Genomic DNA, 26,589 nt, shown 5'->3' with positions numbered 1-26,589 from the left:
CCCTGCCTGGTCCCGGCCCACTCAGCCCGTCCGGCGTTTGAGGACGAGGCCGTTCAGGCCGATGCGGGGGTCTGGGGGCGGCAGCCCCCAGGGATGGGACGGGTAGGGGCGGCGGGGGCGAGGGAAAGCCTGTCGTGGCTCCGGCGTGACTCTCGGCGTCCTGCGGAGCGTTTGGTGCACACTGGCTTGAATCCGTCCACCTCATGGGAGCGCACCGTGACCGCGTCCAACGGAGAAGGGCCGTACCGACAGGCCCAGGTCGACCCGCTCGCCGGGCTGCGCGGTGTCGCCGACCCGCCCTGGGACGTCTACCTCACCGGCACCGTCTTCCTCGACATCATCTTCACCGGGCTGGACTCCGCACCCGTGCGCGGGACGGAGTCCTGGGCGCGCGGGATGGGATCGAGCCCGGGCGGCGTCGCGAACATGGCGACCGCGCTGGCCCGGCTGGGGCTGAAGACGTCCCTGGCGGCGGCCTTCGGCGACGACCACTACGGGGAGTACTGCTGGGACGCCCTGGCACAGGGCGAGCACATCGACCTCTCCACGTCACGCACCGTCCCCGGCTGGCACTCCCCGGTGACCGTCTCGATGGCGTACGAGGGCGAGCGGACCATGGTCAGCCACGGACACGAGCCGCCGCCCGAGGAGCCCGCCCCCGACTGCCCGCCACGCGCGCGTGCCGCCATCGCCTCGCTGACACCCGGCACGCGCGCGCCGTGGGTCGTCCAGGCCGCGAACAAGGGGGCCAGGATCTTCGCGGACGTCGGCTGGGACGACACGGGACGCTGGGACCTGGCCGGGCTCCCCGACCTGGCGCACTGCGAGGCGTTCCTGCCGAACGCCGAGGAGGCGATGAGGTACACGGGCGCGTCCTGCCCCCGGGCCGCCGCCCGCGCGCTCACCGAGCACGTACCGCTCGCTGTCGTCACTCTGGGTGCCGAGGGTGCGTACGCCGTCGACAGACGCACCGGCGAGACCGCCGAGGTTCCGGCCATCGAGGTCGAGGCGCTGGACCCGACCGGCGCCGGGGACGTCTTCGTCGCCGGGTTCGTCACGGGCACGCTGGCCGGCTGGCCGCTGGCCGACCGCCTCGCCTTCGCGGGGCTCACCGCCGCCCTCTCCGTCCAGGAGTTCGGGGGGTCGCTGTCCGCCCCCGGCTGGTCCGAGATCGCCGCGTGGTGGCGTCGCGTCCAGTCGCACGACGACCAGGATCCGGCGGCGCTGGGCAGGTACGCCTTCCTGGAGCGGCTGCTTCCGAAGACGACCCGGGCGTGGCCCCTGCGGCGGGCGGTGCCGACGATCGGGTTCCGCAGGTCCGCCTGACCGTTCGAAAACTCCTGCGGCGTTGTCGGTGGCCCGTCGTACTCTTGGAGACACAAGGCTGCCGTTCCGGCAAGCGCGCCTCACCGAGGAGGATGAGCAGGCCTACAGAGCCGGCCCATGACTCAGACACCCACAGCTCAGACCCCCGCGCAGGGGCAGGCACGAGCGCAGTTCACCGTCCCGGCCAAGCACCCCATGGTGACCGTGCTGGGTTCCGGAGACGCCCTCCTGCGTGTGATCGAGAAGGCCTTCCCGGCGGCCGACATCCATGTCCGGGGCAATGAGATCAGCGCGGCCGGTGACGCCGCCGACGTGGCCCTCGTCCAGCGGCTGTTCGACGAGATGATGCTGGTGCTCCGCACCGGACAGCCGATGACGGAGGACGCCGTGGAACGCTCGATCGCGATGCTCAGAGCCACCGAGAACGGGGAGGGCGACGGCCAGGAGACCCCGGCCGAGGTGCTCACGCAGAACATCCTGTCCTCGCGCGGCCGCACGATCCGCCCCAAGACGCTCAACCAGAAGCGGTACGTCGACGCCATCGACAAGCACACCATCGTCTTCGGCATCGGACCCGCCGGTACCGGCAAGACCTACCTCGCGATGGCGAAGGCCGTGCAGGCTCTCCAGTCGAAGCAGGTCAACCGCATCATCCTGACCCGCCCGGCGGTGGAGGCGGGGGAGCGGCTCGGCTTCCTGCCCGGCACCCTCTACGAGAAGATCGACCCGTACCTGCGCCCGCTCTACGACGCGCTGCACGACATGCTCGACCCGGACTCGATCCCGCGGCTGATGGCGGCGGGGACGATCGAGGTGGCGCCACTGGCCTATATGCGTGGCCGTACGCTCAACGACGCCTTCATCATCCTGGACGAGGCGCAGAACACGAGCGCCGAGCAGATGAAGATGTTCCTGACGAGGCTCGGCTTCGACTCGAAGGTCGTCGTCACGGGTGACGTCACCCAGGTCGACCTGCCGAGCGGCACGAAGTCCGGTCTGCGCCAGGTCCAGGACATCCTCGAAGGCCTCGACGACGTCCACTTCTCGCGGCTCACGTCCCACGACGTCGTACGGCACAAGCTGGTCGGCCGTATCGTCGACGCGTACGAGAAGTACGACAACGAGAACGGTACGGAGAACGGCACCCACAAGGGCGCCCGTAACAAACGGAAGTAGACCAGCGCGACCATGTCGATCGACGTCAACAACGAGTCCGGAACCGAGGTCGACGAGCAGGCGATCCTCGACATCGCCCGCTACGCCCTCGCGCGGATGCGCATCCACCCGCTCTCCGAGCTCTCGGTGATCGTCGTAGACGCCGCCGCGATGGAGCAGCTGCACATCCAGTGGATGGACCTTCCGGGTCCGACCGACGTCATGTCCTTCCCGATGGACGAGCTGCGGCCGCCGACGAAGGACGACGACGAGCCCCCGCAGGGGCTGCTCGGCGACATCGTGCTCTGCCCGGAGGTCGCCGAGCAGCAGGGCAAGGAAGCCGAGACGCAGCACTCCATGGACGAGGAACTCCAGCTCCTCGCCGTCCATGGAGTGCTGCACCTGCTCGGCTACGACCACGAGGAGCCGGACGAGAAGGCCGAGATGTTCGGCCTGCAGGCGGCCATCGTGGACGGCTGGCGCGCGGAGAAGGGCCTCACCGGCCCCTCCCCGGCCCCGACCGTCTCATGAGTCCGCAACTCGTCGTCGGTGCCATCGCCCTGGTCGTGGTCGCCTGGCTCGCCGCCTGTGCCGAGGCCGGTATCGCACGTGTCTCCAGCTTCCGCGCCGAGGAGGCCGTACGGTCCGGCCGGCGCGGCAGCGCCAAGCTCGCCCAGGTCGCCGCCGACCCCACCCGCTATCTGAACGTGGCGCTGCTCGTCCGCATCACCTGCGAGATGGCGGCCGCCGCGCTCGTCACGTACGCCTGCCTCAAGGAGTTCCCCGAGACCTGGGAGGCGCTGGCGACCGCCATCGGCGTGATGGTCCTCGTCTCGTACGTCGCCGTCGGGGTGTCCCCGCGCACCATCGGCCGCCAGCACCCGCTGAACACCGCGACGGCAGCGGCGTACGTGCTGCTGCCCCTCGCGCGGATCATGGGCCCCATCCCGCCTCTCCTGATCCTCATCGGCAACGCACTCACGCCCGGCAAGGGCTTCCGGCGCGGCCCCTTCGCCTCCGAGGCCGAGCTGCGCGCGCTGGTCGACCTCGCCGAGAAGGAGTCGCTCATCGAGGACGAGGAGCGCCGCATGGTGCACTCCGTCTTCGAGCTGGGCGACACGCTCGTCCGTGAGGTCATGGTCCCGCGTACGGACCTGGTGGTCATCGAGCGCTACAAGACGATCCGCCAGGCACTGACCCTGGCCCTGCGCTCCGGTTTCTCGCGCGTCCCCGTCACCGGGGAGAGCGAGGACGACATCGTCGGGATCGTGTACCTGAAGGACCTGGCCAGGAAGACGCACATCAGCCGGGACGCCGAGAGCGAGCTGGTGTCCACGGCGATGCGGCCCGCCGCCTTCGTCCCGGACACCAAGAACGCCGGTGACCTGCTGCGCGAGATGCAGCAGGACCGCAACCACGTCGCCGTCGTCATCGACGAGTACGGCGGCACGGCCGGCATCGTCACCATCGAGGACATCCTCGAGGAGATCGTCGGCGAGATCACCGACGAGTACGACCGTGAACTGCCCCCGGTGGAGAACCTCGGCGACGACCGCTACCGGGTGACCGCACGCCTCGACATCGGGGACCTCGGGGAGTTGTACGGCTTCGAGGCGTACGACGACGAGGACGTCGAGACGGTGGGCGGGCTGCTGGCCAAGGCGCTGGGCCGGGTGCCCATCGCCGGCGCCTCGTCCGTGGTCTCCCTCCCCGACGAACGGGAACTGCGCCTCACCGCCGAGGCCGCGGCGGGCCGGCGGAACAAGATCGTGACGGTGCTGGTGGAGCCGGTGGTACCGGGCGAGCAGGTCGAGCCGGTCGACCCTGGCGGGCGGGTCGAGCCCGGCGGGAAGGGCGGCCCGGCGAAATCCCTGCGGGAGGAGACGAAACCGGAGTGACTCCAGAGCAACTGCGCACCTTCTGCCTGTCCTTCAACGCCGTTGTCGAGGACTTTCCCTTCAGCCCCGAGACCTCGGTCTTCAAGGTGCTGGGCAAGATGTTCGTGCTCAGCGCCCTCGACTCCCGCCCCCTCACGGCCAACCTCAAGTGCGACCCCGAGGACGCGATCCGCCTCCGCGCGGACCACCCGGGGCTGATCATTCCCGGCTGGCACATGAACAAGCGGCACTGGAACACGGTGACGCTGGACGGAGACCTCCCGGACCGTCTGGTCCGGGAACTCATCGAGGACTCGTACGACCTCGTCGTCGCCGGCCTGCCGAGGGCCGAGCGGCTTCGCCTCGACCGGCCGTGAGCCGCTGGGCGGGATGACGACCCGAATCCTGGGAACCCGGCCGCGAGACAGACGATGTCGAGAAAGGCGATGTCGCGGGAGGTGAGGAGAGTCATGGCTCAGCAGCGGTCGTCGTCGGGTTCGGCGAGTCTTCCGGAGCCGCTGAGGGTCGCCGCCTCCGTGCTGCGGAAGGTGCCCGGTGCCGGGATGGTGAGCAGGGCGGCCGAGGGAACGCTGGACAGGGTCGGAGCGGTGTCGCCGCGTGGTCGGCGGTTGGCGGTGTACACGGGTGCCGGGGTGCTCGGTGTCGCGGGTGTCGTGGAGTGGCCCGTCGCGGTCACGGGAGCGGCGGTGGCCTGGCTGACGCAGCCGCGGTCCGGGGAGACCGGTGAGGCAGGCGTGGTCGGCGAGGTCGAGGAGGTCGGGGAGACCGACAAATCCGCGGGCTCCGGAAGCAACAAGACGGCCACCGGGCAGCGGAAGGCATCCGCCGGTCGGAAGAAGACGTCCACTGGCACTGGTCAAAGCAAGACGGCGGCTGGTCAGAAGAAGGCGTCCGCCGGCCGGAGCGAGACCTCCCAGAGCAAGCCATCTCGGAGTGGAACTTCCCCGGGCAAGGCTTCCCAGAGCAAGGACTCCCCGGGCAAGGCTTCCCAGAGCAAGGCTTCTCCGGGCAAGACTGCTTCGGGCAGGGCCTCCCAGAGCAAGGCTTCTCCGGGCAAGGCTTCCTCGGGCAGGGCCTCCCAGGGGAAGGCTTCCGCAGGTACCGCCGGCTGAGGAGGGGGCGTGTCATGGTGCTCGGGCTGCTGACGCGGCCGACGGCAGCCGCCGCCGGGCTCGCGACGGCCGGACCCCGGCTGCTCGCACGAGGGACCGCGCCCGCGGTCGGCGCGGCCGCCCGGGCCGTGGCGGGCACGGCGCGGGCCGGCGTACGGAGCGCGGACACCGCGGTACGGGTCGCGCGGGTCGCCCGTACCGCGCTGCCTGACGGCAGCCGCACCTGGCGGTCCGGTCGGCGGGCCCATCTCGCGCTGCGGCCCGCCGAGCCGGACCGGGTGCGGCGCCACGGCGGGACGGAGAAGGCGGCGCGAAAGGTCGCCGAGGCACTGGCGAAGCGGCCGGACGTGGCGTTCGCGTACTGGGATCGCGGGCTGGCCCGGCTGGTGGTGGCCGCGAGCGAGGACGCGGTCACCGACCGGGTGGTGGAGAAGGCGACGGCTATCGCGGAGCGGCACGGGCTCGGGCAGACCGACGAGGCGGTGGAGGAGTTCGCGCATCCGGGCGACCCGGCGGGCGTACGGACCGCCGCGGTGGCGCTCGCGGCCGACGGCGCGGGCGTCGCGGCGGCGCTGATCGGGTACGTCCTGCGCCTGCCGCCGTCGCCCCGCCTGGTGACCGCGGTGGTGACACTGCTGCGCGAGAACCCCCGCTCGCGCGCCTGGCTGCGCGCCCGGCTCGGCCGCTCCCGCATGGATGTGGCGCTGGCCGCAGTGAACGCCCTCGCCCACGGCGCGGGCCGCACTCCGACCTCCCTGGTGCTCGACGGGGCGCTGCGCGCCTGCCAGTTGGCGGAGACGGTGGCGCGGGCGGCGGCGTTCGACGCGGGCCACGACCGGATGTGTGCCCCGGAGCGGGTGAGCGTGCCCGCGGGTCGGTGCCCGCGCCCGCCGCTGCGGACCTCGCCGGCCCAGGAGTACGCCGCCTCGGCCTCCACCGGCAGCGTCCTGGGCGCGGCGTTGGCGCTGCTGGTCAAGCACGACGGCACGGAGGCGGCGGAAGCGGTGCTCGCGGGCTCGCCCAAGGCCGCGCGGTACGGCCCCGCCGCCTTCAACGCCGTACTCGGCGGAGCGCTGGCCCGGACGGGCGTGCTGGTGCGCGACACGGACCGGCTGCGGCAGATCGAGATGGCCGACACGGTGGTCCTGCATCCGAGCGCCCTGCGCGCTCCGGGCGGGGGAGCGGACCCGTGGGCCGAGACCGTGCTGGACGCGGCGCGGCTCGCCGGACTGCGCGTGGTGGTCGTGGACGATCCCGCGCTGAGCGACTTCACGACGCTCGCCGACCAAGTCGTGGGCGGTGAGCGGCCGTTGGGCGAAGTGGTGGACGCCCTGCGGGAGCAGGGCGGCACTGTCATGACGGTCGCCCGGCCGCGGTCGACCGACGACAGTGACGACCGCGGCTGCGGCGAGGGCGAGGGCGAAGACGAGGCCGGCGACAGTGACGTACTGACCGGGCTGCTGCGCGGCGACGTGGCCGTCGCCCTCACCGACGGGGACGGTGCGTCGGTGTGGGGTGCGGACGTCCTGGCCCCGCACGGCCTGGCCGATGTGTGGCGGCTGCTGACGGCGGTGCCGGCGGCCCGCGGGGTCGGCCGCAGGTCGCAGACGCTGGCCCGGTCCGGGGCCGCGCTGTCCGGGCTGCTCGTGGCGGTCGGCGAGGCCGGCCGCGGGAACCGTACGCCGGTGCCGGGACTGCGGCACGCACCGGTCGACATGGCCGCGGCGGTGGCCCTGCTGACCGGGGTGCGGGCGGCCCTCGGTGTGGCGGTGGCCCGCGCCCCGCACCCCCGGCCGCGGGTGGCCTGGCACGCGCTGGAACCGGCGGACGTGGCGGCCCGGCTGGTGAGCGAACAGGGCGCGGACACGACACCCCTGGAGCAGGCAACCACCCAGGCGCGCAAGGCAGTTGACATGGTCGGCCGACTGCCCGTCCTGGTCCCGGCCCGCTGGTCGTGGCAGCTCGCCCGGGCCGTGCGCGGCGAGCTGGACGATCCGCTCACCCCGGTCCTGGCGGTCGGCTCGGCCGCGTCGGCGATCCTGGGCTCCGCCGTGGACGCCCTGCTGGTCGTCGGCGCCCTCGACCTGAACGCGCTGGTCGGCGGTGTACAGCGGCTGCGGGCCGAGCGGGCGCTGTCCGGGCTGCTCGCGGAGCAGAAACAGAAGGCACGCGTCAGGGACCTGAACGTCAGGGACCTGAATGTCACGGAACTGCACGTCGCGGACCTGAACGCCACGGAACCGCACGTCGCGGACCTGGAGAGCGCGGGCCTGGAGGGCGCCTCCGACGACGCACCGCCCGAGGCACGCTCCGAAGCGCGTCCCGGAGCAGCGCATCCCGGAGCAGCGCATTTCGAAGCGCGCTCCAAGACGTACGCCGAAGCCGAAGCGCCCTCCGAAGCGCCCTCCGAAGCGCCCTCCGAGGCGCACACCGTGGACGCCACCAAGCTCACCCCGGGCGACGTGATCGAGCTCAAGGCGGACGACGTCGTACCCGCCGACGCCCGCCTCCTCTGGGAGGACGGCCTGGAGGTGGACGAGTCCGCGCTCACCGGTGAGTCCCTGCCGGTGGACAAGCAGACGGATCCGACACCGCGCGCCGCCGTGGCCGACCGCCGCTGCATGGTCTTCGAGGGCACCACCGTGGTGGCCGGGCAGGCCCAGGCCGTCGTGGTGGACACAGGAGACCGCACCGAGGCGGCCCGAGCCGTCCATCTCGCCGCCCGCAAGCCACCGTCCGCGGGAGTACAGGCCAGACTGCAGGAACTCACCCGCAAGGCACTGCCGTTGACCATGGCGGGCGGGGCGGCGGTGACGGGTCTGGCCCTGTTGCGCGGCACGCCGATCCGCGAGGCGGTGAGCGGCGGCGTGGCGGTGGCCGTGGCCGCGGTCCCCGAAGGACTGCCACTCGTGGCGACGGTGGCGCAACTGGCGGCGGCCCGGCGGCTGAGTCAGCGCGGCGTCCTGGTCCGCGCGCCGCGCACCCTTGAGGCCCTCGGCCGCATGGACACCATCTGCTTCGACAAGACCGGCACCCTCACCGAGAACCGGCTGCGCCTGGTGCGGATCGCCGACGCCGACGGCACGGTCCGCACGCCGGCCGAGTCGGCGTCCGGGAACACGCTGTCCGGGGACACGCTGCGCGTCGCGGCACGCGCCTGTCCCCGACTGGACGGCGACTCCGGCAAGCGGCCGGCGCACGCCACCGACGAGGCCGTCCTGGACGCGGCCGACGCCGACCCGGACTGGGCGCAGACCGAGGGCCGGCCGTTCGAGGCCGCCCGCGGATACGCCGCCGCCGTGGGCCGCACCCCCGACGGCGCACGTGTGCTCGTGGTCAAGGGCGCCCCGGAGACCGTCCTACCGGCCTGCGCCGGCCTCCCGCCCGAGGCGTCCGACGCGGAGCGGTCGCTGGCCCGCGACGGACTGCGCGTCCTGGCGGTGGCCGCCCGCCCGCTGGACGAGACCGAGAAGGAGCCGGACGTACTCGAACAGCCGCTGAACGAGCTGGAGTTCACCGGTCTGCTCGCACTCGCGGACGTACCGCGGGACACCTCAACGGCCCTCGTACGCGGTCTGCGGGAGGCGGGCGTACGACCCGTCATGCTGACCGGCGACCACCCGCAGACCGCCCGCGCGATCGCCGCCGAACTGGGCTGGCCCGAGGACACGGCGGTGGTCACGGGCGACGAGCTGACGTCCGCGGACCGGTCGGTACGGGCCGGCATGCTGCGTGACGTGGGTGTCGTGGCCCGGGTCGCGCCCGAGCAGAAACTCCAGGTCGTCGAGGCGCTCCGGGACGCGGGCCGGGTGGTCGGGATGGTCGGGGACGGCGCCAACGACGCCGCGGCCATCCGGGCCGCCGACATCGGCGTCGGCATCAGCGCCCGCGGCTCGGCGGCCGCACGCAACGCGGCCGACCTCGTCCTCACCGACGACGACCTGACGGTCCTCATCGAGACGGTCACCGAAGGCCGCGCCCTGTGGCACAGCGTCGCCGACGCCATCGCCATCCTGATCGGCGGCAACGCGGGCGAGGTCGGTTTCGGCATCCTCGGCACGCTGCTGTCCGGCGCCGCGCCTCTCTCCACCCGCCAGATGCTGCTCGTGAACCTGTTCACGGACCTGTTCCCGGCCATGGCGGTGGCGGTGACGCCTCAGGAGGAGGAAGGCAAGGAAGGGGAAGACGGCGAAGTGGGCCGGGACAGCGGGCCCCTCGGCACGCCCCTCGGTACGATGCTTCTCGGCGCCCCGCTCATCCGCCAGATCCGCCATCGAGCCCTGACCACCTGCCTGGGGGCGACCACGGCCTGGCTGATCGGCCGGTTCACCCCGGGCACGGCCCGCCGCTCCACGACCATGGCCCTGTGCGGGGTGGTCGGCACGCAGCTCGCCCAGACCCTGGCCGACCGCCGCCACAGCCCGCTGGTCCGCGCCACGTCCTTCGGCTCCGCCGCCGCTCTCGTCGCCCTCGTCCAGACCCCGGGCGTCAGCCACCTCTTCGGCTGCACCCCCCTCGGCCCGGTCGCCTGGGCCGGCGTCGCCGCGGCGATCGCCCTCGCGGTGGCGGGACAACGGGCGCTGCCCCCACTGGAGAAGACTGTTCTGCGGCTAGCGCCCTTCTGATGGATCTCCGCGCCGTCAGGACCGGGCCCGTGCCGCCCGCCGCGCGCCTGACGCCGGGCCCAGCCCCAGCGCCACCAGCAGTGCCGCGCCGAGCACGATCGCCGCGTCCAGGGCGATGACCGTACGGACACCGGACAGCAGGTCCGAGGACGTGGTCGCCAGAATGCCAAGGAGCGGGATACCGATAGTGATGCCGACCTGCTGGGTCGACGTCACCAGGCCTGTGGCCAGGCCCTGTTCGTCGTCGGGAACGCCCGAGGTGACGGTCAGGCCGTACGAGATGATCGCGCCCAGATGGCACATGCTGGCCAGCGACACCGCGGCCGTGGCGAGCCAGACGGAACCGCCGCCTGAGCCCAGGCCGAGCAGCGCGGCGGTGAGCAGACCCTGGCCGGCGAGCGAGCCGACCAGCGTACGGCGGGCGCCGAAGCGGCCGATGACCTTCGCGGCGTACATGCCCGCCACGACCGAGAAGACGCCCTGGACGCCGAAGACCAGCCCCGTCTCGAAGGCGGAGAGACCCAGGGTCTCCTGGAGGTACAGGGTCAGGACGAAGACGATCGTCGACATCATCGAGAAGGTGACCAGACCGCCCAGGTTGCCCCACGCCACCGTGCGGCGGCGCAGCATCGGCAGGGAGACCAGGGGCTGCGCGGTACGGGACTCGACGTACCCGAAGAGTGCGAGCAGCGCGGCTCCGACGACGAGGGTCGCGATCACGTCCGCCTTGCCGAAGCCGTGTTCCGCCGCCGTCGACAGGGCGTAGATCAGGGCGAGCAGACCGCCGGTGACGGTCACTGCGCCCGGCACGTCCAGGCGGGGGCGGTCCGGGATGGGGGCACCTCCCACGCCCTTAAGGCTGTGGGGGAGGGACTCGGGCAGCAGGGCCGGTGCGAGTGGCAGCACGATCAGGGCGAAGAGGGTGAGCAGGCCCATCGTGGAGCGCCAGCCGAACGTGTCGGTCAGGGTGCCGCCCGCCACCATGCCGACGGTGAAGCCCAGCGAGAGCAGCGTGCCGCTGATGCCGAGGGCGCGGTCGCGGGCCGGGCCCTCCGGGAAGGTCGTGGTCAGCAGGGACATGCCGGTCGGCACGATCGCCGCCGCGCCCAGGCCCTGCAGCGCCCGCCCGGCCAGGAACGACGCCGGGTCCCAGGCGAAGGTCGCAAGCAGCGAGGCCGCGCCGAAGAGGGCGAGGCCGGTGAGGAACAGCCTGCGGCGCCCGTACAGGTCGCCCATCCGCCCGAAGAGCAGCAGGAAGCCGCCGGACGGCAGCGCGAACGCCGTGACCGCCCACTGGAGCGTGGACTGGCTCATGCCCAGGTCCTGGCCGAGGACCGGCAGCGCCACGTTCAGCACGGAGAAGTCGAGCGCGACCATGAACTGCGCCGCGCACAGCACGAAGAGCACGAGCTTGTCGCGGGTGGACAGCCGGGTGTCGCCGGGTGGGGGCGTCGGTACGGGACCGGCCGGGGCGGCATCGGTCTTGTGCGAGGTCGAGGTCCTGGCCTCGGGTGGGGTCTCGGTGGTGTCAGGCGTGGTGTCGGTCGGCATGGCAAGAGCTTGTGGCGGCCGGAATAACCGTGGGGAGCCGGAACTTATGCTGGTGGTCGCAACACCAGCCACCCGAAGGGGGATTCGTACGTGGCCGAAGACGTGCTCAAGACCCACCGGCTGCGTGAACTGCGCGAGTTCCTGATGAGCCGCCGGGCCAGGGTCACCCCGGCCGAGGCGGGCCTCCCGGACGGCGGGGCCAGGCGGCGCACCCCCGGCCTGCGCCGCGAGGAGGTCGCGGTGCTCGCGGGCGTCGGCGCTTCCTGGTACCAGTGGCTGGAGCAGGGGCGGGACATCTCCGTGTCACCGCAGGTCCTCGACTCGGTCGCCCGCGTACTGCGGCTCGGCAACGCCGAACGACGCCATCTGTACGCGCTCGCGGGGCTGAACCCGCCCGCGCCCGAGGTCGCCCCCGAGCACCGGGACATGTGCGACGGGCTGCGGCGGCTGATCGACACGTGGATGCCGTATCCGGCGCACATCATGGACCCGTACTACAACTGCGTCATGTACAACGACGCCGCCGGAATGGCCCTCGGCATGCGTCCCGAGAACACCCAGAACTGCATCATCGACTTCTTCACGGACTCCCTCTACCGTGGCCGGTCCCGGACCTGGGAGCAGAACGCCGGCATGGTCGTCGCCCAGTTCCGTGCCTCCTGCGCCGCCGCCCCCGACGACGAGGGGTTCCAGGAGGTGCTGGCCCGGCTGAAGGCGGTCAGCGCCGAGTTCACCGAGCTGTGGGAGCGGCGGGACATCGAGTACCCGGGGCAGCTCCGCAAGGAACTCGACCATCCGCTGGTCGGGCTGCTGGCCGTCGAGTCGACCGCCATGAAGGTGCCGGCGCGGCCCGACCTCACCATCGTGCTTCACACGCCGCTGCCGGAGGAGAACACCGCGGCGAAGCTGGAGTGGCTGGCGTCCCCGGAGGGGCGGCGGGGATCGATGTATCCGGTGGCCGGATAACGCGTACGGCCGGAAAACGCGTGCGGCCGGGTACCGTCCTGCCGCGTACCGCCGCGCGGGGCTCGGGACCGGCTTCGTATGCTCTGGGCATGACCGACAGCACCGCGCTCGATCCCGAGGACCGCAAGATCGTGACCCTGGCCCGTTCCGCCCGGGCCCGCAACGGTGTGCCCGAGGGGGCCGCCGTGCGCGACGAAACCGGCCGTACGTATGTGGCGGGAACCGTTGCCCTGCCCTCCCTCCAGCTCAGCGCGCTGCGGACCGCGGTGGCCATGGCCGTGGCCTCGGGGGCGAAGTCGTTGGAGGCGGCGGCGGTGGTGAGTGACGCGGAGTCCTTGGCGGACGGCGACCTGGCCGCTGTGCGGGATCTCGGCGGGGCGGCTACGCCGGTGCTGCTGGCCGGGGTGGACGGGGTCGTGCGGGTGACGGTGTCGGCGGGCTGAGGTTCGGGCGTTCTTTTTCCCCAACCCCACCCCTTCCCGAAACTGGGGGCTGCCGCCCCCACTCACCCGCACCCGAACAAGAACCCGGAAGAACCCCTACCGCTTCTCTTGCAATCCCGAGCCGCCCGCGCATCAATGGACGACAGCTCTCCCGACGGACCGTCAGATTCATCCCGTCGGCCATCCCCACATGGCAATTCCCGTACAAGGGAAGGGAACTCAATGAGACGCAAGCGAATCGGAATCGGCGCGGCGTTAGCCGCAGGAACCCTCGGCGCGGGCCTGGCGCTCGCTCCGGGCGCCGCAGCCGTCGTCCCCCAGACCGCCACGATCACCGCCGACTGCGGTACCTACGGCGGCGGTGAAGCCACCCTCACCGCCACCCAGAGCGGCACCTCCGCCACCATCACCGTCTCCTCGTCCGCGATCACCGCCCCGGTCGCCCTCGGCGAGGACTCGATCGCGTCCACACTCACCATGGTGAAGGCGAGCGGCGGCACCACCACCTTCACGGGCACCGAGAACCCCGCGATCGCCGCGGGTGAAGGCGTCACCGTCGGACCGCTGAACGGCACCGTCGCATCCGGCGACAGCCTGGAGGCGAACGGCGGCACCCTGGACATGGTGATCTTCGGGATCATCACCGTGACGTGCACGGCACAGGGACCGCAGTCGCCGGGTCCGTTCGTCTTCGAGTGAGCGCCGAGCAGCAGCCCCACGAGTAAGCCCGGGACCGGTGCCGCCTGCGCGCGGCGGCGCCGGTCTTCGTCCTCTGCGTGCTCTGGGTTCTGCCCGGCCCGGTGGTTCAGAGCGCGTCGGGGCCGCGTTCACCCGTGCGGACCCGCACCACCGTCTCCACCGGCACGGCCCACACCTTTCCGTCGCCGATCTTCCCCGTCCGGGCGGCCGCCACGATCCCCTCGATGACGGCGTCGGCATCCGCGTCGTCGACGACGACCTCGATACGGACCTTCGGGACGAGATCGACCCGGTACTCGGCACCGCGGTACACCTCGGTGTGGCCGCGCTGACGCCCGTATCCACTGGCCTCCGTGACGGTCAGGCCGTGCACGCCGAGTTCCTGGAGGGCGGTCTTGACCTCGTCGAGGCGGTGCGGTTTGACGATCGCGGTGATGAGTTTCATGCCTGGGCCTTGACCTTCCGGGCGGTGGGGACGTGGGACGACGGGCGACGAGACCGGGGCGCCGCGGCCCAGGACCCCGTGATCGTAAGCGGTCCCGGCGGGCACCGTAAGGTCCCGGCGGTGCGGCGCGTGCGTGCGGGTTTCGGAAGCTCGCCGCCTGCCGTGAAAGGGCCCTGGAAGGGCTTGGCGTGCGGCGGGGCTCCGTGGATCAGGGAGAATGGGCGGCATGAGCGTTCGTACCCCGTCATCCGAGCCGTCCGAGGCCACCCACCGCGCCGGCTTCGCCTGCTTCGTGGGCCGCCCCAACGCGGGCAAGTCCACCCTCACGAACGCTCTGGTCGGCCAGAAGGTGGCGATCACCGCGAACCAGCCGCAGACGACGCGGCACACGGTGCGCGGCATCGTGCACCGGCCCGACGCCCAGCTGATCCTGGTGGACACCCCGGGACTCCACAAGCCGCGCACACTGCTCGGCCAGCGGCTCAACGACGTCGTACGCACCACCTGGGCAGAGGTCGACGTCATCGGCTTCTGTCTGCCGGCGAACGAGAAGCTCGGTCCCGGTGACCGTTTCATCGCGAAGGAACTGGCGTCCATCAAGAAGACGCCGAAGATCGCGATTGTCACGAAGACCGACCTGGTCGACAGCAAGACGCTCGCCGAGCAGCTCATCGCCATCGACCAGCTCGGCAAGGAGCTCGGGTTCGAGTGGGCCGAGATCGTGCCGGTGTCCGCGGTCGCGGACAAGCAGGTGGATCTGCTCGCCGATCTGCTCGTACCGCTGCTGCCGGAGGGGCCCGCGCTCTACCCGGAGGGTGACCTCACGGACGAGCCCGAGCAGGTCATGGTCGCCGAGCTCATCCGCGAGGCCGCGCTCGAAGGCGTACGGGACGAGCTGCCCCACTCCATCGCCGTCGTCGTCGAGGAGATGCTTCCCCGCGAGGACCGGCCCGCCGACAAGCCCCTCCTCGACATCCACGCCTTCGTCTACATCGAGCGGCCCAGCCAGAAGGGCATCATCATCGGCCCCAAGGGCAAGCGGTTGAAGGAGGTCGGCATCAAGTCGCGCAAGCAGATCGAGGCGCTGCTCGGTACGCCGGTCTTCCTGGACCTGCATGTGAAGGTGGCGAAGGACTGGCAGCGGGACCCCCGGCAGCTGCGCAAGCTGGGGTTCTAGCAGCCCTACGTGGGTCGGGCCTGGCTGGGTGACATGTCCTGCAGGCCCACCACCCGCAGGAGTTGGAGCCGCTCGTACGACTCGGTACCGGGTCGTGCCGTGTCGCCCAGGGCCTGCTGCGGCTCCCGCACGCCCCCGGTGGGGACGGCCGCCTCTACAACATCTCCGACGAGGCCCCCGCTGTATCCGTCGGTGTGGACGGCCTGGGACGCGGGGTCACCTGAATCACGGTCGGTGAATCGCGGCCAGGGAGGTCAGAGAGGGATGACCCTGACTCGCTGACCGCAGAGCTTCCGCATGTCGGCCGTGTCCGAGGTCAGGATCGCTACGGGGCCGGGCTGGCGCAGGGCCGCTTCGGCGACAGTGGCGTCGATGGCGTACTTGCGGCCGTGCACGCCGGCGTCCTTCAGGAGCTTCGCCGCGGCCTTGGCGGACTGCTCGGTGACGGGTTCGACCTTGATACGGGACAGCAACCATGCCAGCCGCGCCATGTTCGTACCCGCGTGGGCGACCTCAATGATCGTGTTGGCGCTGATGACCAGGTCGGTCTCCTTGCGCTGGGCCGAATCCATGGCCATGGAGACTTTGCGGTCCTGCGCGATCCACGCGGACAGCCCCTCGGAGTCGAGGACGAGACTGGCGAGGACGGTCACGCGGCAAGGTCCTTGGTCTCTTCTGTGGCGTGCAGGAGAGCATCGGCTTCTGCCCGCTCTTCTTCGGTAAACGCGCCGTGCTCGTCCTGGTAACGGCGCAGCTCCTCGGCAAGCAGTTCGTTGCGGATCTTGCGAGCCAACGCCTCTGCCGCATATCCGGACAGGTTGTCCGTGAAGCCCCGTGCCGCCTCAACGAGCTCCTCCGGCAACGTGATGGTGATTTTCTTGGTGGCCATAAGGGGACCATGCTGCAATATGGCCCCCCATGCCCGCCGTCACCTCTGCGCCCGCAACGCCTCCCGCAACCACCCGTACGAAGCCTTCGGTGTGCGCTTCAGCGTGTCGAAGTCCACGTGCACCAGGCCGAACCGTCGTGCGTAGCCCTCGGCCCACTCGAAGTTGTCCAGCAGGGACCACACGAAGTAGCCGCGTACGTCGACGCCGGCCTCCAACGCCCGGTGCAGGGCCCGGATATGGCCGTCCAGGAACGAGATCCGCTCCTGGTCGTCGAGGCCCTCGTACGAGCAGCCGTTCTCGGTGATGACGACGGGCGGGAGCCGGTCTCCGTACCGGTCGTGGAAGGTCTCCAGCACCTCGGTCAGCGCCTCCGGGGCCACCGGCCAGCCGAAGTCCGTGACCGGGTAGCCCTCGATCTCCCTTACCGAGAAGGGGAGTTCGGCGGGCATGGTCAGGCCGCCGAACTCGATGTCCGCGCCCTGCGGCGCGCCCACACGCGTCGGCGCGTAGTAGTTGATCCCGTACCAGTCCAGTGGCTCCGCGATGACCTTGAGGTCGGATTCCACATCACCGGGCATCAACTCGCCGAGGCCCTCCGGGTACTGCCCCAGCAGCACCGGGTCCGCGAACAGCCGGTTGAGGAGGACGTCGTAGAAGCCTGCCGCCTCCAGATCCACGGGCTCCTGGGACGCGGGCCAGACCGGGCCGTGCGAGTTGGCGATGCCGATGTCCGTGGCCCCGGCCGCGCGCAGGGCCCGTACGGCCAGACCGTGGGCGAGGAGCTGGTGGTGGGCGACCGGCAGCGCGTCGAAGAGGAGCTGCCTGCCCGGCGCGTGGGCGCCGAGGGCGTGGCCGAACAGGGTGTGTTCCGCGGGCTCGTTGAGGGTGATCCACTTGGTGACGCGGTCGCCGAGGCGGTCGGCCACCACGGCCACGTACTCGGCGAACCGCTCCGCCGTGTCCCGGTCCATCCAGTCCAGCGACGCCGGCAGATCCCAGTGGAAGAGGGTCGGCACGGGACGTACGCCCGCCGTGCACAGCTCGTCGACCAGGCGGTCGTAGAAATCGAGGCCGCCGGGGGAGTTCACCCGCGGCCACGAGACCGAGAAGCGGTACGCGTCCACGCCCAGGTCGCGCAGGAGTGCCACGTCCTCCGGGTAGCGGTGGTAGTGGTCGCAGGCCACCGCCGCGGTCGAGCCGTCCTTCACCCGGCCCGGCTCGGCCGTGAAGGTGTCCCACACGGAGGGCTCGCGCCGGTCCACGGCTCCCTCGATCTGGTGGGCCGAGGTCGAGACGCCCCACAGGAAGCCGTCCGGGAACCGGGGTATCGGGTTGTTCGTCGCCTGCGTCGTCATCGCCATGCGCGCGATCATCCGTACCGTCGGTAACGGAAGTCAACGCCCAGGCGTGAAATACGAGTTAAGCCCCTTCCTTCAGCACCCACGTGATCAGCTTCCGCTGCTCCTCCGTCAAGCGGGGATCCGCGCAGTACACCGTCTTCCCGTCCACCGTGATCTGGTAGCTGAAGCCGTCCGGAACCCCGATGGGGGGCGTGCCCCGGCCGGCCGCGATCGCCCGCTCGGCCAGGGCCTGCCACTCCTGGGCGTCGGCTCGCCCCGAGGTCTCCACCTCGGCGTGCCGCTCGATGCCCGCGAATCCACCCGTGCGCCTCACCTGAATACGCATGGTTCCTGTCTAGTACGAAAGGGGGGCCCGGGCCACTTCGTGGGGTCCGATCCCTTCGGAGGGCCGGAACCCGATTTCAAAGGGTCCGTACCCCGACCTGCTCCCAGCCCTTCGTGACCGCCTGCAGCTCCTCGCCCTCGCCGTACGAGGCGCGCGCCTTCGCCACGGTCAGCGTCGCGAAGTCCGTGAAGCTGGCCTGGGTGCCCAGTTCGCCGCCGGTCAGCACGTCGTACCAGATCCGGCCCGCGCGCTCCCAGGCGTGTCCGCCGAGTGCGCTCGCGACGAGGTAGAAGGCGTGGTTGGGGATGCCGGAGTTGATGTGGACGCCGCCGTTGTCGCGGCCCGTGCGGACGTAGTCGTCCATCGTCGCGGGCTGCGGGTCCTTGCCGAGTACGTCGTCGTCGTACGCCGTGCCCGGCTCCTTCATGGAACGCAGCGCCTTGCCGGTGACGCGCGGGGCGAGCAGGCCCGCGCCGATCAGCCAGTCGGCCTCCGCGGCGGTCTGGCCGAGCGTGTACTGCTTGATGAGCGAGCCGAAGACGTCCGAGAAGTGCTCGTTGAGCGCGCCCGGCTGGCCGAAGTAGGTGAGGTTCGCCGTGTACTGCGTGACGCCGTGGGCGAGTTCGTGGCCGATGACGTCGACCGGGATCGTGAAGTCGAGGAAGATCTCGCCGTCACCGTCGCCGAACACCATCTGCTCGCCGTTCCAGAAGGCGTTGTTGTAGTCCTCGCCGAAGTGCACGGTCGCGTTCAGCGGCAGGCCCTCGCCGTTGATCGAGTTGCGCCGGTACGCCTTCAGGAACAGCTCGAAGGTCGCGCCGAGACCGGCGTACGCGCGGTTGACCGTGGCGTCCTTGCCGGGCTTGTCGCCCTCGCCGCGGACCTTCCTGCCGGGCAGCTCCTGCTTGTGCCTGGCGTCGTGGATCGTGCGGTTCGGCTTGTCCTCGGCGGTGGCCTTCGGCGGGGCGAGGGCTTGTGCGCCGAGGACTGTGGTCAGGCGGCGGTGGGTGCGCTCGAAGGCGTCGTGCTCCAGTGTGCGGCGTGCCTTGCCGGCGAGCGCGGGGTCCTCGGCCTGGGCCATGGTGTCGAGGACGTGGGGCGGAATGATGGTGCAGAAGACGGGCTCGTAGCCCCCGTTGGTCGTCATGCCCGGCACCTTTGCACTGTGTGACTTGGCTGTCACTAGGGGCAACCATGATTGGTGAAATGAGGGGATAAGTGGGTCGAGGGGGTGTGGGGTTGTGTTACGGGTGCGGGGGCGTTGTGGCTGGTCGCGCAGTTCCCCGCGCCCCTGAGGGGCGCACCTGTGTGACCCTGTGCACCTTTTGTGTCGTATTCCCCGGGCGTCCCGCATACTGATACGAGCCCCCGTACGGAGTGTGACTGGGCTAGCATGCGGAGCATCATGCGTTTCGGGCTGCTCCTCCTTAGCTGCCGCGGCGAGGGCCTGTAAGTCGAGGCCGACCCCCTCCCCGCGGAGTCTGGCGTTGCGCCGTCGGCCGTCCTTCCGGACACCTTCGAGGAGCCCACGCATCATGGCGAACCGCCAGCAGTCCACCTCCATGCCGATCCACAAGTACCGCCCGTACGAGCAGGTCGACATCGCCGACCGCACGTGGCCGGACAACCGGATCACCGTCGCCCCCCGCTGGCTCTCCACCGACCTGCGTGACGGCAACCAGGCCCTGATCGACCCCATGTCGCCCGCCCGCAAGCGCGAGATGTTCGACCTGCTGGTGAAGATGGGCTACAAGGAGATCGAGGTCGGCTTCCCGGCCTCAGGGCAGACCGACTTCGACTTCGTGCGCTCGATCATCGAGGAAGAGGGCGCGATCCCCGACGACGTCACGATCTCCGTACTGACCCAGGCCCGCGAGGACCTGATCGAGCGGACCGTGGAGTCCCTGGTCGGCGCCAAGCGCGCCACCGTGCACCTGTACAACGCCACCGCCCCCGTCTTCCGCCGGGTCGTCTTCCGCGGCTCCAAGGACCAGATCAAGCAGATCGCCGTGGACGGTACGCGGCTGGTGGTGGAGTACGCCGAGAAGCTGCTCGACGAGCGGACCACCTTCGGCTACCAGTACAGCCCCGAGATCTTCACCGACACCGAGCTGGACTTCGCCCTGGAGGTCTGCGAGGCCGTCATGGACGTCTGGCAGCCCGGCCCGGACCGCGAGATCATCCTCAACCTGCCCGCCACCGTGGAGCGTTCGACCCCCTCCACGCACGCGGACCGCTTCGAGTGGATGTCCCGCAACCTGTCCCGCCGCGAGTACGTCTGCCTGTCCGTCCACCCCCACAACGACCGCGGTACGGCCGTCGCGGCGGCCGAGCTGGCGCTGATGGCCGGCGCCGACCGCATCGAGGGCTGCCTGTTCGGGCAGGGCGAGCGCACCGGCAACGTCGACCTGGTCACCCTGGGTATGAACCTCTTCTCGCAGGGCGTCGACCCGCAGATCGACTTCTCGAACATCGACGAGGTCCGCCGCACCGCCGAGTACTGCAACCAGATGGGCGTCCACGCCCGCCACCCGTACGTCGGCGACCTCGTCTACACCTCCTTCTCCGGCTCCCACCAGGACGCCATCAAGAAGGGCTTCGACGCCATGGAGGCCGACGCGGCCGCGAAGGGCGTCACGGTCGACGACATCGAGTGGGCCGTCCCGTACCTGCCGATCGACCCGAAGGACGTCGGCCGCTCCTACGAGGCCGTCATCCGCGTCAACTCGCAGTCCGGCAAGGGCGGTATCGCGTACGTCCTGAAGAACGACCACAAGCTGGACCTGCCGCGCCGGATGCAGATCGAGTTCTCGAAGATCATCCAGGCGAAGACGGACGCCGAGGGCGGCGAGGTCACGCCGAAGGACATCTGGGCGGTCTTCCAGGACGAGTACCTGCCCAACCCGCAGAACCCCTGGGGCCGTATCCAGGTCAAGGAGGGCCAGAGCACCACCGACCGCGACGGCATCGACACGCTCACCGTCGAGGCCGAGGTGGACGGCGCCGAGACCGTTCTGGTCGGCACCGGCAACGGCCCGATCTCCGCGTTCTTCCACGCGCTGCAGGGCATCGGCATCGACGCCCGGCTGCTGGACTACCAGGAGCACACGATGAGCGAGGGCGCGTCCGCGCAGGCCGCCTCGTACATCGAGTGCGCGATCGGTGACAAGGTCCTGTGGGGCATCGGCATCGACGCGAATACGACACGTGCGTCGCTGAAGGCAGTCGTCTCCGCCGTCAACCGCGCGACACGATAAGGCCGTTCACCTGCGTCAACTCCGGTCCCGTCCGCCACACCGGCGGGCGGGACCGCGGCGCTTATCCGGCCATGTCACAGAGCGGTCCAGCCCTGGGTACTGACTCCGCATCAACAATGTGGCTAACATCACGCCAACGCGGCGATGTTGCCGTGGGGTTACGGAGGTGCGACGTGCTGCCAAGGCGGGGACGAAACGGCCGGTCTGTCCGTGTCGGCGGAATGGGCGTTTCGCGCATCCTCGGCACCCGTACCGCGTGGACCACCGTCGGCGACGGCGAGTTCTTCTGCCCCGGCTGCGGAGGCGACCGGAACTACCAGCGCCTCACCGGCCGCCGGCGCTTCATCTGCCTTGGCGTCCCGGTCCTCCCGCGCGGCGAGACGGGCCCCGTCGTCGAGTGCGCCGCCTGCCGCCACCGGTACAGCGCGGACGTCCTCGACCACCCGACCACGACCCGCTTCGCCGCGATGCTCCGCGACGCCGTGCACACCGTCGCCCTCGCCGTCCTCGCCGCGGGCGGCAGCTGCGCCCGTACGTCCCTGGAGACCGCCGCGCACGCCGTCCGGTCGGCGGGCTTCGACGACTGCACCGAGGACCAGCTCGCCGCCCTCGTCGAGGCCCTGGCCGCCGACACCGGCCGCCTGATCGGCGAACCCTGCGGGCCCGGCCTCGCCATAGAGCTCCACGAGGCGCTGGACCCGCTGGCCCCGCACCTCGCCCCCACCGGCCGCGAGGCCATCCTCCTCCAGGGCGCCCGCATCGCCCTCGCCGACGGCCCCTACACCCCCGCCGAACGCGAGACCCTGACGACGGTGGGCGCCGCGCTGACGATCTGCGCGGACGACGTGACCCGGCTCCTTGCGGCGGCGCGCACACCGTCGTAGGCGACCCGTCGTTGGCGATCCCTCGTTGGCGCCCGGTTGCCCGGTTGCCCGGTTGCCCGGTTGCCCGGTTGCCCGGTTCGCGGTCGCCTCGTCGCGAGTCGCCGGTGCCGTGTGCCGTACTCCCGCCCGGTACTCCCGCGGGAGTAATCGGCCCCCGCGGCCACCCCCGGCCGTACCCCCGAACTCGCCCTCCCGCGCGACGTTTCGCGAGCCCCGCGCCGGGAGTCTGGTCATGTCCAGACACCCGTTCAAGGGAGGGGGGACCCCGACATGGGGCCCGGAAAGACAACCACGCGTACGCGGCGGCGAGCCGTGCCCTGGCTGCTGCTCGGGCTCTGGGTGGGCCTGCTCGCCTTCATGAGCCCGTTCTCGGCCAAGCTGTCCGACGTGCAGGCCGACCGAGCCGTGGACTATCTGCCGGCGAGTGCGGACTCGACCCAAGTGGCCAAGATCCAGGAGCAGTTGCCCGGGGGTGAGACGACCGAGATCGTGCTCGTCTACCACCGGGACGGCGGGCTCACCGCGGTCGACCGTACGACGGCGCAGCAGCAGGTCGACGAGATCGCGGGCGCGCACCAGCTGACCGGAACCCCGAAGGGCGTGCCGTCCGAGGACGGGACCACCCTGATGTACCCGGTCGCCAGCAACGAGCCCGGGACCGACGAGGAACTCCGGGACGCGTTCGTCAACGACGTACGCGATGTCACCGAAGGCGGCGACGGGCTGAGCGTCGAGGTGGGCGGCCCGGGGGCGCTGGCCACCGACGCCGGCGCGGTCTACGACTCGCTCGACGGACCGCTGCTCTACACCACCGTCGGCGTGGTCGCCATCCTGCTGATCATCATCTACCGCAGCCCGCTGCTGTGGCTCGTGCCGCTCGCAGTCGCGGGCGTCGCCAACTACCTCTCCATGGGCGTCGCGTACGGACTCCACTCGGCGTTCGACACGAGCGTCTCCGGCCAGAGCACGGGCATCATGACGATCCTCGTGTTCGGCGCGGGCACCGACTACGCGCTGCTGCTGATCGCCCGCTACCGGGAGGAACTGCGGCGCATCGAGCGGCCGTACGACGCGATGCGGGCCGCCCTGCGCGGCTGCGGCCCCGCCGTCCTCGCCTCGTCCGGCACGGTCGCCCTGGGACTGCTGTGCCTGCTCGCCGCCGACCTCAACAGCAGCCGCGGGATGGGTCCGATGGGCACCGTCGGCGTGCTGTCCGCGCTCCTCGCGATGCTCACGCTGCTGCCCGCGCTCCTGGTGCTGCTCGGCCGCCGGGTGTTCTGGCCGCTGGTACCCGCGTTCGGGAGCCGGCCCAAGGAGCGCAGGTCGCTGTTTTCCGCGATGGGCAGTTCTGCCGGGCGGCGGCCGCTGGCCGTCCTCACCGGCGGTGTGGTCCTGCTCGGCGCCCTCGCCCTCGGCATGCTGAACCTGCCCGGCACCGTCAAGCAGGAGGACTCCTTCGTCGACAAGCCCGACGCGGTCGTCGCGATGCAGACGCTCGCCGCCGCATATCCCGAGCAGAGCACCCAGCCGATCAACGTGATCACCCCCAGCGACCGGACCGACGCCACGCTGGCGACGCTGCGGGACCACCAGGGTGTCGCGAACGTCGAACAGGGGCGCAGCGGAGACGGCTGGACGGAGATCTCCGTGGCCGCGAAGGACGCGCCCCAGTCGGCGGGCGAGACCGCCACGATCGAGTCCCTGCGCTCGCAGCTCGACGGCTCCTACATCGGTGGTCCCAGCGCCGAGCAGCTCGACCTGAAGGACACCAACTCCAGCGACATGAAGATCGTCGTGCCGCTCGTCCTGGCCTCCGTACTGCTGATCCTGGTCGCGCTGTTGCGCAGCCTGGTCGCGCCACTGCTGCTGGTGGCCGCCGTGGTCGCGGTGTGGGGCGCGGCGCTCGGTATCGGAGGGCTGGTCTTCGGCCCGGTCTTCGGGTTCGAGGGGACCGATCCGGGGCTCGGGCTGCTGTCCTTCGTGTTCCTCGTCGCCCTCGGCGTCGACTACGGCATCTTCCTGATGCACCGGATGCGGGAGGAATCCCTGGCGGGCGCCGAACCGGTGACCGCCGCGCTCACCGCCCTGCGGACCACCGGCGGCGTCATCGCCTCCGCCGGACTCGTCCTCGCCGCGACCTTCGCCGTGCTGCTGAACATGGGCCTGGTGCAGCTGGTCGAGCTCGGCTTCGTGATCGCCGTCGGAGTGCTGCTCGACACCTTCCTCGTACGGACGTACCTGGTGACCAGTGCCAGTGTCGCGCTGCGGCGGAAGGTGTGGTGGCCGGGGAAGCTCTCGCGCGAACCGGACCCGGCGGCGGAGCAGGGGTCGGGGTCGGACAGGCAGGAGCCGCCACGGCAGCCGGAACCCGCCGCAGTCCCGTAGAGACACCGCAGTCCCGCAGAGACATCCGGGCGTCCCTCCCTCTGCCGGAGGGGCGCCCGCCTGACGGAAGATGGAGCAGTGCCGCGTCCCCAATCCCTCATCGAGCGGGCCCTGACCGCCGTCAACCACCCTCCGGCGGTCCCCTCCCTGCGCAACGACGCGCACCTGGTCGCCGCGCTTGCCGCCCTCACCACGGTGATGGCCCTCTTCATCAAGGACGGGCGCGAGCCCGGCCTCCTCGCGTGGCTGCTGCTGCTGGGCGCGCACGTCGCGCTGATCTGGCGCCGGCGTTACCCCGTGACCGTGATGCTGGTCGTGGTGGCCTGCGTCGCCCCGTACCACGCGATCGACTACACCCACAGCGCCCCCGTCCCGGCGACCCTGCTCGCGCTCTACACCGTCGCCGTCGCGGGCAGCGCCCGCCGCACCCTGTTCATCGGGACCGTCCTCATCGGCATGACCCTCACCGTCAACGCGGTGACCAATCCGGACGGCCTCGCCGAGATCATCCGCATCACCGGCTGGCTCATCTCCGTACTGCTCTTCGGCGGCTACATCCGAGTCCACCGCCAGTACCTCGCCTCCGCCCTGGAACGCGCCGAGCGCGCCGAACGCACCCGCGAGGAGGAGGCCCGGCGCCGGGTCGCCGAGGAGCGGCTGCGGGTCGCCCGGGACCTGCATGACCTGCTCGCGCACAGCATCACGCTGATCGGCGTGCAGACGTCAGTGGCCGCGCACGTGCTGGCCGCCGACCCGGAACGGCTCGACCGCACGGCCGTCGCCCAGGCGTTGGACGACATCGCGGACACGTGCCGGACGGCTCGAGGGGAGTTGCGGACGACGCTGGAGGTGCTGAGGACGCATGACGTGGACGTCGGGGTCGCGGCCGGTTCCAAAGGCTGTCGTGGCCCTCTGCCCGGGCTCGACGGGCTGACCGACCTCGTCGAGTCGGCCCGGGTCACCGGGGCCAAGGTGGAACTGTCCGTGCGCACGGACGGCGTACCGCCCTCCGTGGGGGCCGCCGCCTACCGGATCGTGCAGGAGGCGCTCACCAATGCCGTACGTCATGGGGGCCGCGACGATCTCACGGTCCGGGTGGGTCTGCGGACCGAGGACGGCGCCCTGCGGGTGAGCGTCACGGACGACGGGGCGGGAGCGTCCGCCTCCGACGGCCCGCCCGGGTTCGGGCTCGTCGGGATGCGTGAGCGGGCCCGTACGGTGGGCGGCACACTGGACGCCGGACCGGGCCCCGTCGGGGGCTTCGAGGTGAGTGCCGTTCTGCCGCTGCCGTTGCCGCTGTCGAAGGAGGACGCCCGATGACGATCCGCGTGCTGCTCGCCGACGACCAGACCCTCGTCCGGGCCTCCTTCGCGATGCTCGTCGCGTCGGCCGGGGACATGGAGGTCGTCGCCGAGGCGGGCACCGGACGGGAGGCCGTGGAGCTGGCCCGGTCCGCGCGGGCCGATCTCGTCGTCATGGACGTCCGCATGCCCGACCTGGACGGGATCGAGGCGACCCGGCTCATCGCCGCCGACGATGACCTCGCGGGGGTGAAGGTGCTGGTCCTGACGACGTACGACACCGACGAGCACATCGTCGAGGCGCTGCGGGCCGGGGCGTCCGGCTTCCTCGTCAAGGACATCAGGCCCGCCGAACTCCTCGACGCCATCCGTACCGTGGCCGCGGGGGAGTCGCTCCTCTCGCCCGGGCCCACCTCGCGGCTCATCGCCCGCTTTCTGCGTGCGCCGCAGGCCGTGGCGTCGCCGGCGGGCGGGCCCGACGGGTTGTCCGAGCGGGAGCGGCAGGTGCTCGCGCTGGTCGCGCGCGGGCTCAACAACACGGAGATCGCCGATGCGTTGGGGCTGAGCCCGCTCACCGCGAAGACCCATGTCAGCCGGATCATGGGCAAGTTGGGGGCGCGGGACCGGGCGCAGCTGGTGATCGTGGCGTACGAGTCGGGGTTGGTGATTCCTGGGGCGGTGTGAGGGGTTCCGGTGACCGGGCTTTCTTTCGCCCCCGCCGCCCCTACCCGTCCCATCCCCTGGGGCTCCGCCCCAGACCCCGTGGGGTTGTGGTGTTGGGTGCGGGTG

The 26,589-nt window shown here is 71.2% G+C and carries 23 protein-coding genes and 2 pseudogenes; 17 read left to right on the top strand and 8 right to left on the bottom strand.

Going from position 1 to position 26,589, the window contains the following annotated elements; translation table 11 throughout:
* Positions 1–216: 216 nt before the first annotated feature.
* The 7 genes and pseudogenes from AB0I18_RS45010 (at position 217) to AB0I18_RS44980 (ending at position 10,116) form a co-directional block, all read left to right on the top strand.
* Positions 217–1,326, top strand: coding sequence for a PfkB family carbohydrate kinase (locus tag AB0I18_RS45010; RefSeq protein WP_363111595.1), 1,110 nt, complete (start codon positions 217–219; stop codon positions 1,324–1,326).
* A gap of 117 nt (positions 1,327–1,443) precedes the next feature.
* A complete protein-coding gene (locus tag AB0I18_RS45005; RefSeq protein WP_363111594.1) occupies positions 1,444–2,502 on the top strand; it encodes a PhoH family protein in 1,059 nt (352 codons plus the stop codon).
* Positions 2,503–2,514: 12 nt separating this feature from the next.
* Entirely contained in the window at positions 2,515–3,012 is a 498-nt protein-coding gene (gene ybeY / locus AB0I18_RS45000) for an rRNA maturation RNase YbeY (protein WP_363111593.1), read from the top strand.
* Entirely contained in the window at positions 3,009–4,379 is a 1,371-nt protein-coding gene (locus tag AB0I18_RS44995) for a hemolysin family protein (protein WP_363111592.1), read from the top strand. The genes ybeY and AB0I18_RS44995 overlap by 4 nt, the downstream gene beginning before the upstream one ends.
* Complete coding sequence (locus AB0I18_RS44990; protein WP_363111591.1) at positions 4,376–4,735, top strand: MmcQ/YjbR family DNA-binding protein; 360 nt, start codon at positions 4,376–4,378, stop codon at positions 4,733–4,735. The genes AB0I18_RS44995 and AB0I18_RS44990 overlap by 4 nt, the downstream gene beginning before the upstream one ends.
* Positions 4,736–4,828: 93 nt before the next feature.
* Positions 4,829–5,089, top strand: a pseudogene (locus AB0I18_RS44985) (hypothetical protein); the annotation flags it as partial.
* 416 nt (positions 5,090–5,505) lie between these two features.
* On the top strand, positions 5,506–10,116 hold the full coding sequence (locus AB0I18_RS44980) for a cation-translocating P-type ATPase (protein WP_363111590.1): 4,611 nt from the start codon (positions 5,506–5,508) through the stop codon (positions 10,114–10,116).
* Positions 10,117–10,131: 15 nt separating this feature from the next.
* Here the strand turns inward: AB0I18_RS44980 and AB0I18_RS44975 are convergent, their stop codons facing one another.
* On the bottom strand, positions 10,132–11,667 hold the full coding sequence (locus tag AB0I18_RS44975; RefSeq protein ID WP_363111589.1) for an MFS transporter: 1,536 nt from the start codon (positions 11,665–11,667) through the stop codon (positions 10,132–10,134).
* Between the two features lie 90 nt (positions 11,668–11,757).
* On the opposite strand from AB0I18_RS44975, the gene AB0I18_RS44970 reads away from it, so the two are divergent.
* The 3 genes from AB0I18_RS44970 to AB0I18_RS44960 all read left to right on the top strand — a co-directional run bounded on the left by AB0I18_RS44970 (position 11,758) and on the right by AB0I18_RS44960 (position 13,775).
* Complete coding sequence (locus tag AB0I18_RS44970) at positions 11,758–12,633, top strand: helix-turn-helix transcriptional regulator (RefSeq protein ID WP_363111588.1); 876 nt, start codon at positions 11,758–11,760, stop codon at positions 12,631–12,633.
* An 89-nt stretch (positions 12,634–12,722) separates the two neighbouring features.
* Positions 12,723–13,076, top strand: coding sequence for a cytidine deaminase (locus AB0I18_RS44965; RefSeq protein ID WP_363111587.1), 354 nt, complete (start codon positions 12,723–12,725; stop codon positions 13,074–13,076).
* 222 nt (positions 13,077–13,298) lie between these two features.
* On the top strand, positions 13,299–13,775 hold the full coding sequence (locus AB0I18_RS44960) for a hypothetical protein (protein WP_363111586.1): 477 nt from the start codon (positions 13,299–13,301) through the stop codon (positions 13,773–13,775).
* Between the two features lie 106 nt (positions 13,776–13,881).
* Here AB0I18_RS44960 and AB0I18_RS44955 read toward each other — a convergent pair whose 3' ends face one another.
* Positions 13,882–14,220 (bottom strand): P-II family nitrogen regulator, encoded by a 339-nt coding sequence (locus tag AB0I18_RS44955; protein ID WP_363111585.1) that lies wholly within the window; start codon positions 14,218–14,220, stop codon positions 13,882–13,884.
* A 217-nt stretch (positions 14,221–14,437) separates the two neighbouring features.
* Here AB0I18_RS44955 and era point away from each other — a divergent pair, with 217 nt between their 5' ends.
* The gene (era, locus tag AB0I18_RS44950; RefSeq protein WP_363111584.1) at positions 14,438–15,397 is read left to right on the top strand and encodes a GTPase Era; all 960 of its coding nucleotides are present in this window, start codon (positions 14,438–14,440) and stop codon (positions 15,395–15,397) included.
* A 5-nt stretch (positions 15,398–15,402) separates the two neighbouring features.
* Here era and AB0I18_RS44945 read toward each other — a convergent pair.
* A pseudogene (locus AB0I18_RS44945) lies at positions 15,403–15,498 on the bottom strand (transcriptional regulator); the annotation flags it as partial.
* Between AB0I18_RS44945 and AB0I18_RS44940 the strand changes: the two are divergent.
* Positions 15,460–15,621: a hypothetical protein gene (locus tag AB0I18_RS44940; RefSeq protein ID WP_363111596.1), complete on the top strand. Its 162-nt coding sequence runs from the start codon at positions 15,460–15,462 to the stop codon at positions 15,619–15,621. The pseudogene AB0I18_RS44945 and the gene AB0I18_RS44940 sit on opposite strands and share 39 nt — an antisense overlap.
* 30 nt (positions 15,622–15,651) lie before the next feature.
* Here AB0I18_RS44940 and AB0I18_RS44935 read toward each other — a convergent pair whose 3' ends face one another.
* The 5 genes from AB0I18_RS44935 to AB0I18_RS44915 all read right to left on the bottom strand — a co-directional run bounded on the left by AB0I18_RS44935 (position 15,652) and on the right by AB0I18_RS44915 (position 19,120).
* The gene (locus AB0I18_RS44935) at positions 15,652–16,050 is read right to left on the bottom strand and encodes a PIN domain-containing protein (RefSeq protein WP_363111583.1); all 399 of its coding nucleotides are present in this window, start codon (positions 16,048–16,050) and stop codon (positions 15,652–15,654) included.
* Complete coding sequence (locus AB0I18_RS44930; RefSeq protein WP_363111582.1) at positions 16,047–16,286, bottom strand: type II toxin-antitoxin system CcdA family antitoxin; 240 nt, start codon at positions 16,284–16,286, stop codon at positions 16,047–16,049. The genes AB0I18_RS44935 and AB0I18_RS44930 overlap by 4 nt, the downstream gene beginning before the upstream one ends.
* A gap of 39 nt (positions 16,287–16,325) precedes the next feature.
* Positions 16,326–17,660, bottom strand: coding sequence for a GH1 family beta-glucosidase (locus AB0I18_RS44925; RefSeq protein ID WP_363111581.1), 1,335 nt, complete (start codon positions 17,658–17,660; stop codon positions 16,326–16,328).
* A gap of 46 nt (positions 17,661–17,706) precedes the next feature.
* Positions 17,707–17,973 carry a protealysin inhibitor emfourin gene (locus tag AB0I18_RS44920; RefSeq protein WP_363111580.1) on the bottom strand — a complete coding sequence of 89 codons (267 nt, stop codon included), beginning with the start codon at positions 17,971–17,973 and terminating at the stop codon, positions 17,707–17,709.
* Positions 17,974–18,049: 76 nt separating this feature from the next.
* Positions 18,050–19,120: a M4 family metallopeptidase gene (locus AB0I18_RS44915; protein ID WP_363111579.1), complete on the bottom strand. Its 1,071-nt coding sequence runs from the start codon at positions 19,118–19,120 to the stop codon at positions 18,050–18,052.
* 388 nt (positions 19,121–19,508) lie between these two features.
* Here AB0I18_RS44915 and leuA point away from each other — a divergent pair, with 388 nt between their 5' ends.
* The 5 genes from leuA (at position 19,509) to AB0I18_RS44890 (ending at position 26,484) form a co-directional block, all read left to right on the top strand.
* On the top strand, positions 19,509–21,230 hold the full coding sequence (gene leuA / locus AB0I18_RS44910) for a 2-isopropylmalate synthase (RefSeq protein ID WP_363111578.1): 1,722 nt from the start codon (positions 19,509–19,511) through the stop codon (positions 21,228–21,230).
* Between the two features lie 173 nt (positions 21,231–21,403).
* On the top strand, positions 21,404–22,114 hold the full coding sequence (locus AB0I18_RS44905) for a TerB family tellurite resistance protein (protein ID WP_363111577.1): 711 nt from the start codon (positions 21,404–21,406) through the stop codon (positions 22,112–22,114).
* 270 nt (positions 22,115–22,384) lie between these two features.
* Positions 22,385–24,499, top strand: a complete 2,115-nt coding sequence (locus AB0I18_RS44900; protein ID WP_363111576.1) for an MMPL family transporter — start codon at positions 22,385–22,387, stop codon at positions 24,497–24,499.
* A 78-nt stretch (positions 24,500–24,577) separates the two neighbouring features.
* A complete protein-coding gene (locus AB0I18_RS44895; RefSeq protein WP_363111575.1) occupies positions 24,578–25,819 on the top strand; it encodes a histidine kinase in 1,242 nt (413 codons plus the stop codon).
* Positions 25,816–26,484, top strand: a complete 669-nt coding sequence (locus tag AB0I18_RS44890) for a response regulator transcription factor (protein ID WP_363111574.1) — start codon at positions 25,816–25,818, stop codon at positions 26,482–26,484. The genes AB0I18_RS44895 and AB0I18_RS44890 overlap by 4 nt, the downstream gene beginning before the upstream one ends.
* Positions 26,485–26,589: the final 105 nt, after the last annotated feature.

It is taken from the genome of Streptomyces sp. NPDC050704 (genome assembly GCF_040654355.1).
GTDB lineage: Bacteria > Actinomycetota > Actinomycetes > Streptomycetales > Streptomycetaceae > Streptomyces.
Note: the sequence above shows the minus strand (reverse complement) of the source record. Positions and strands in the feature narration are given on the sequence as shown.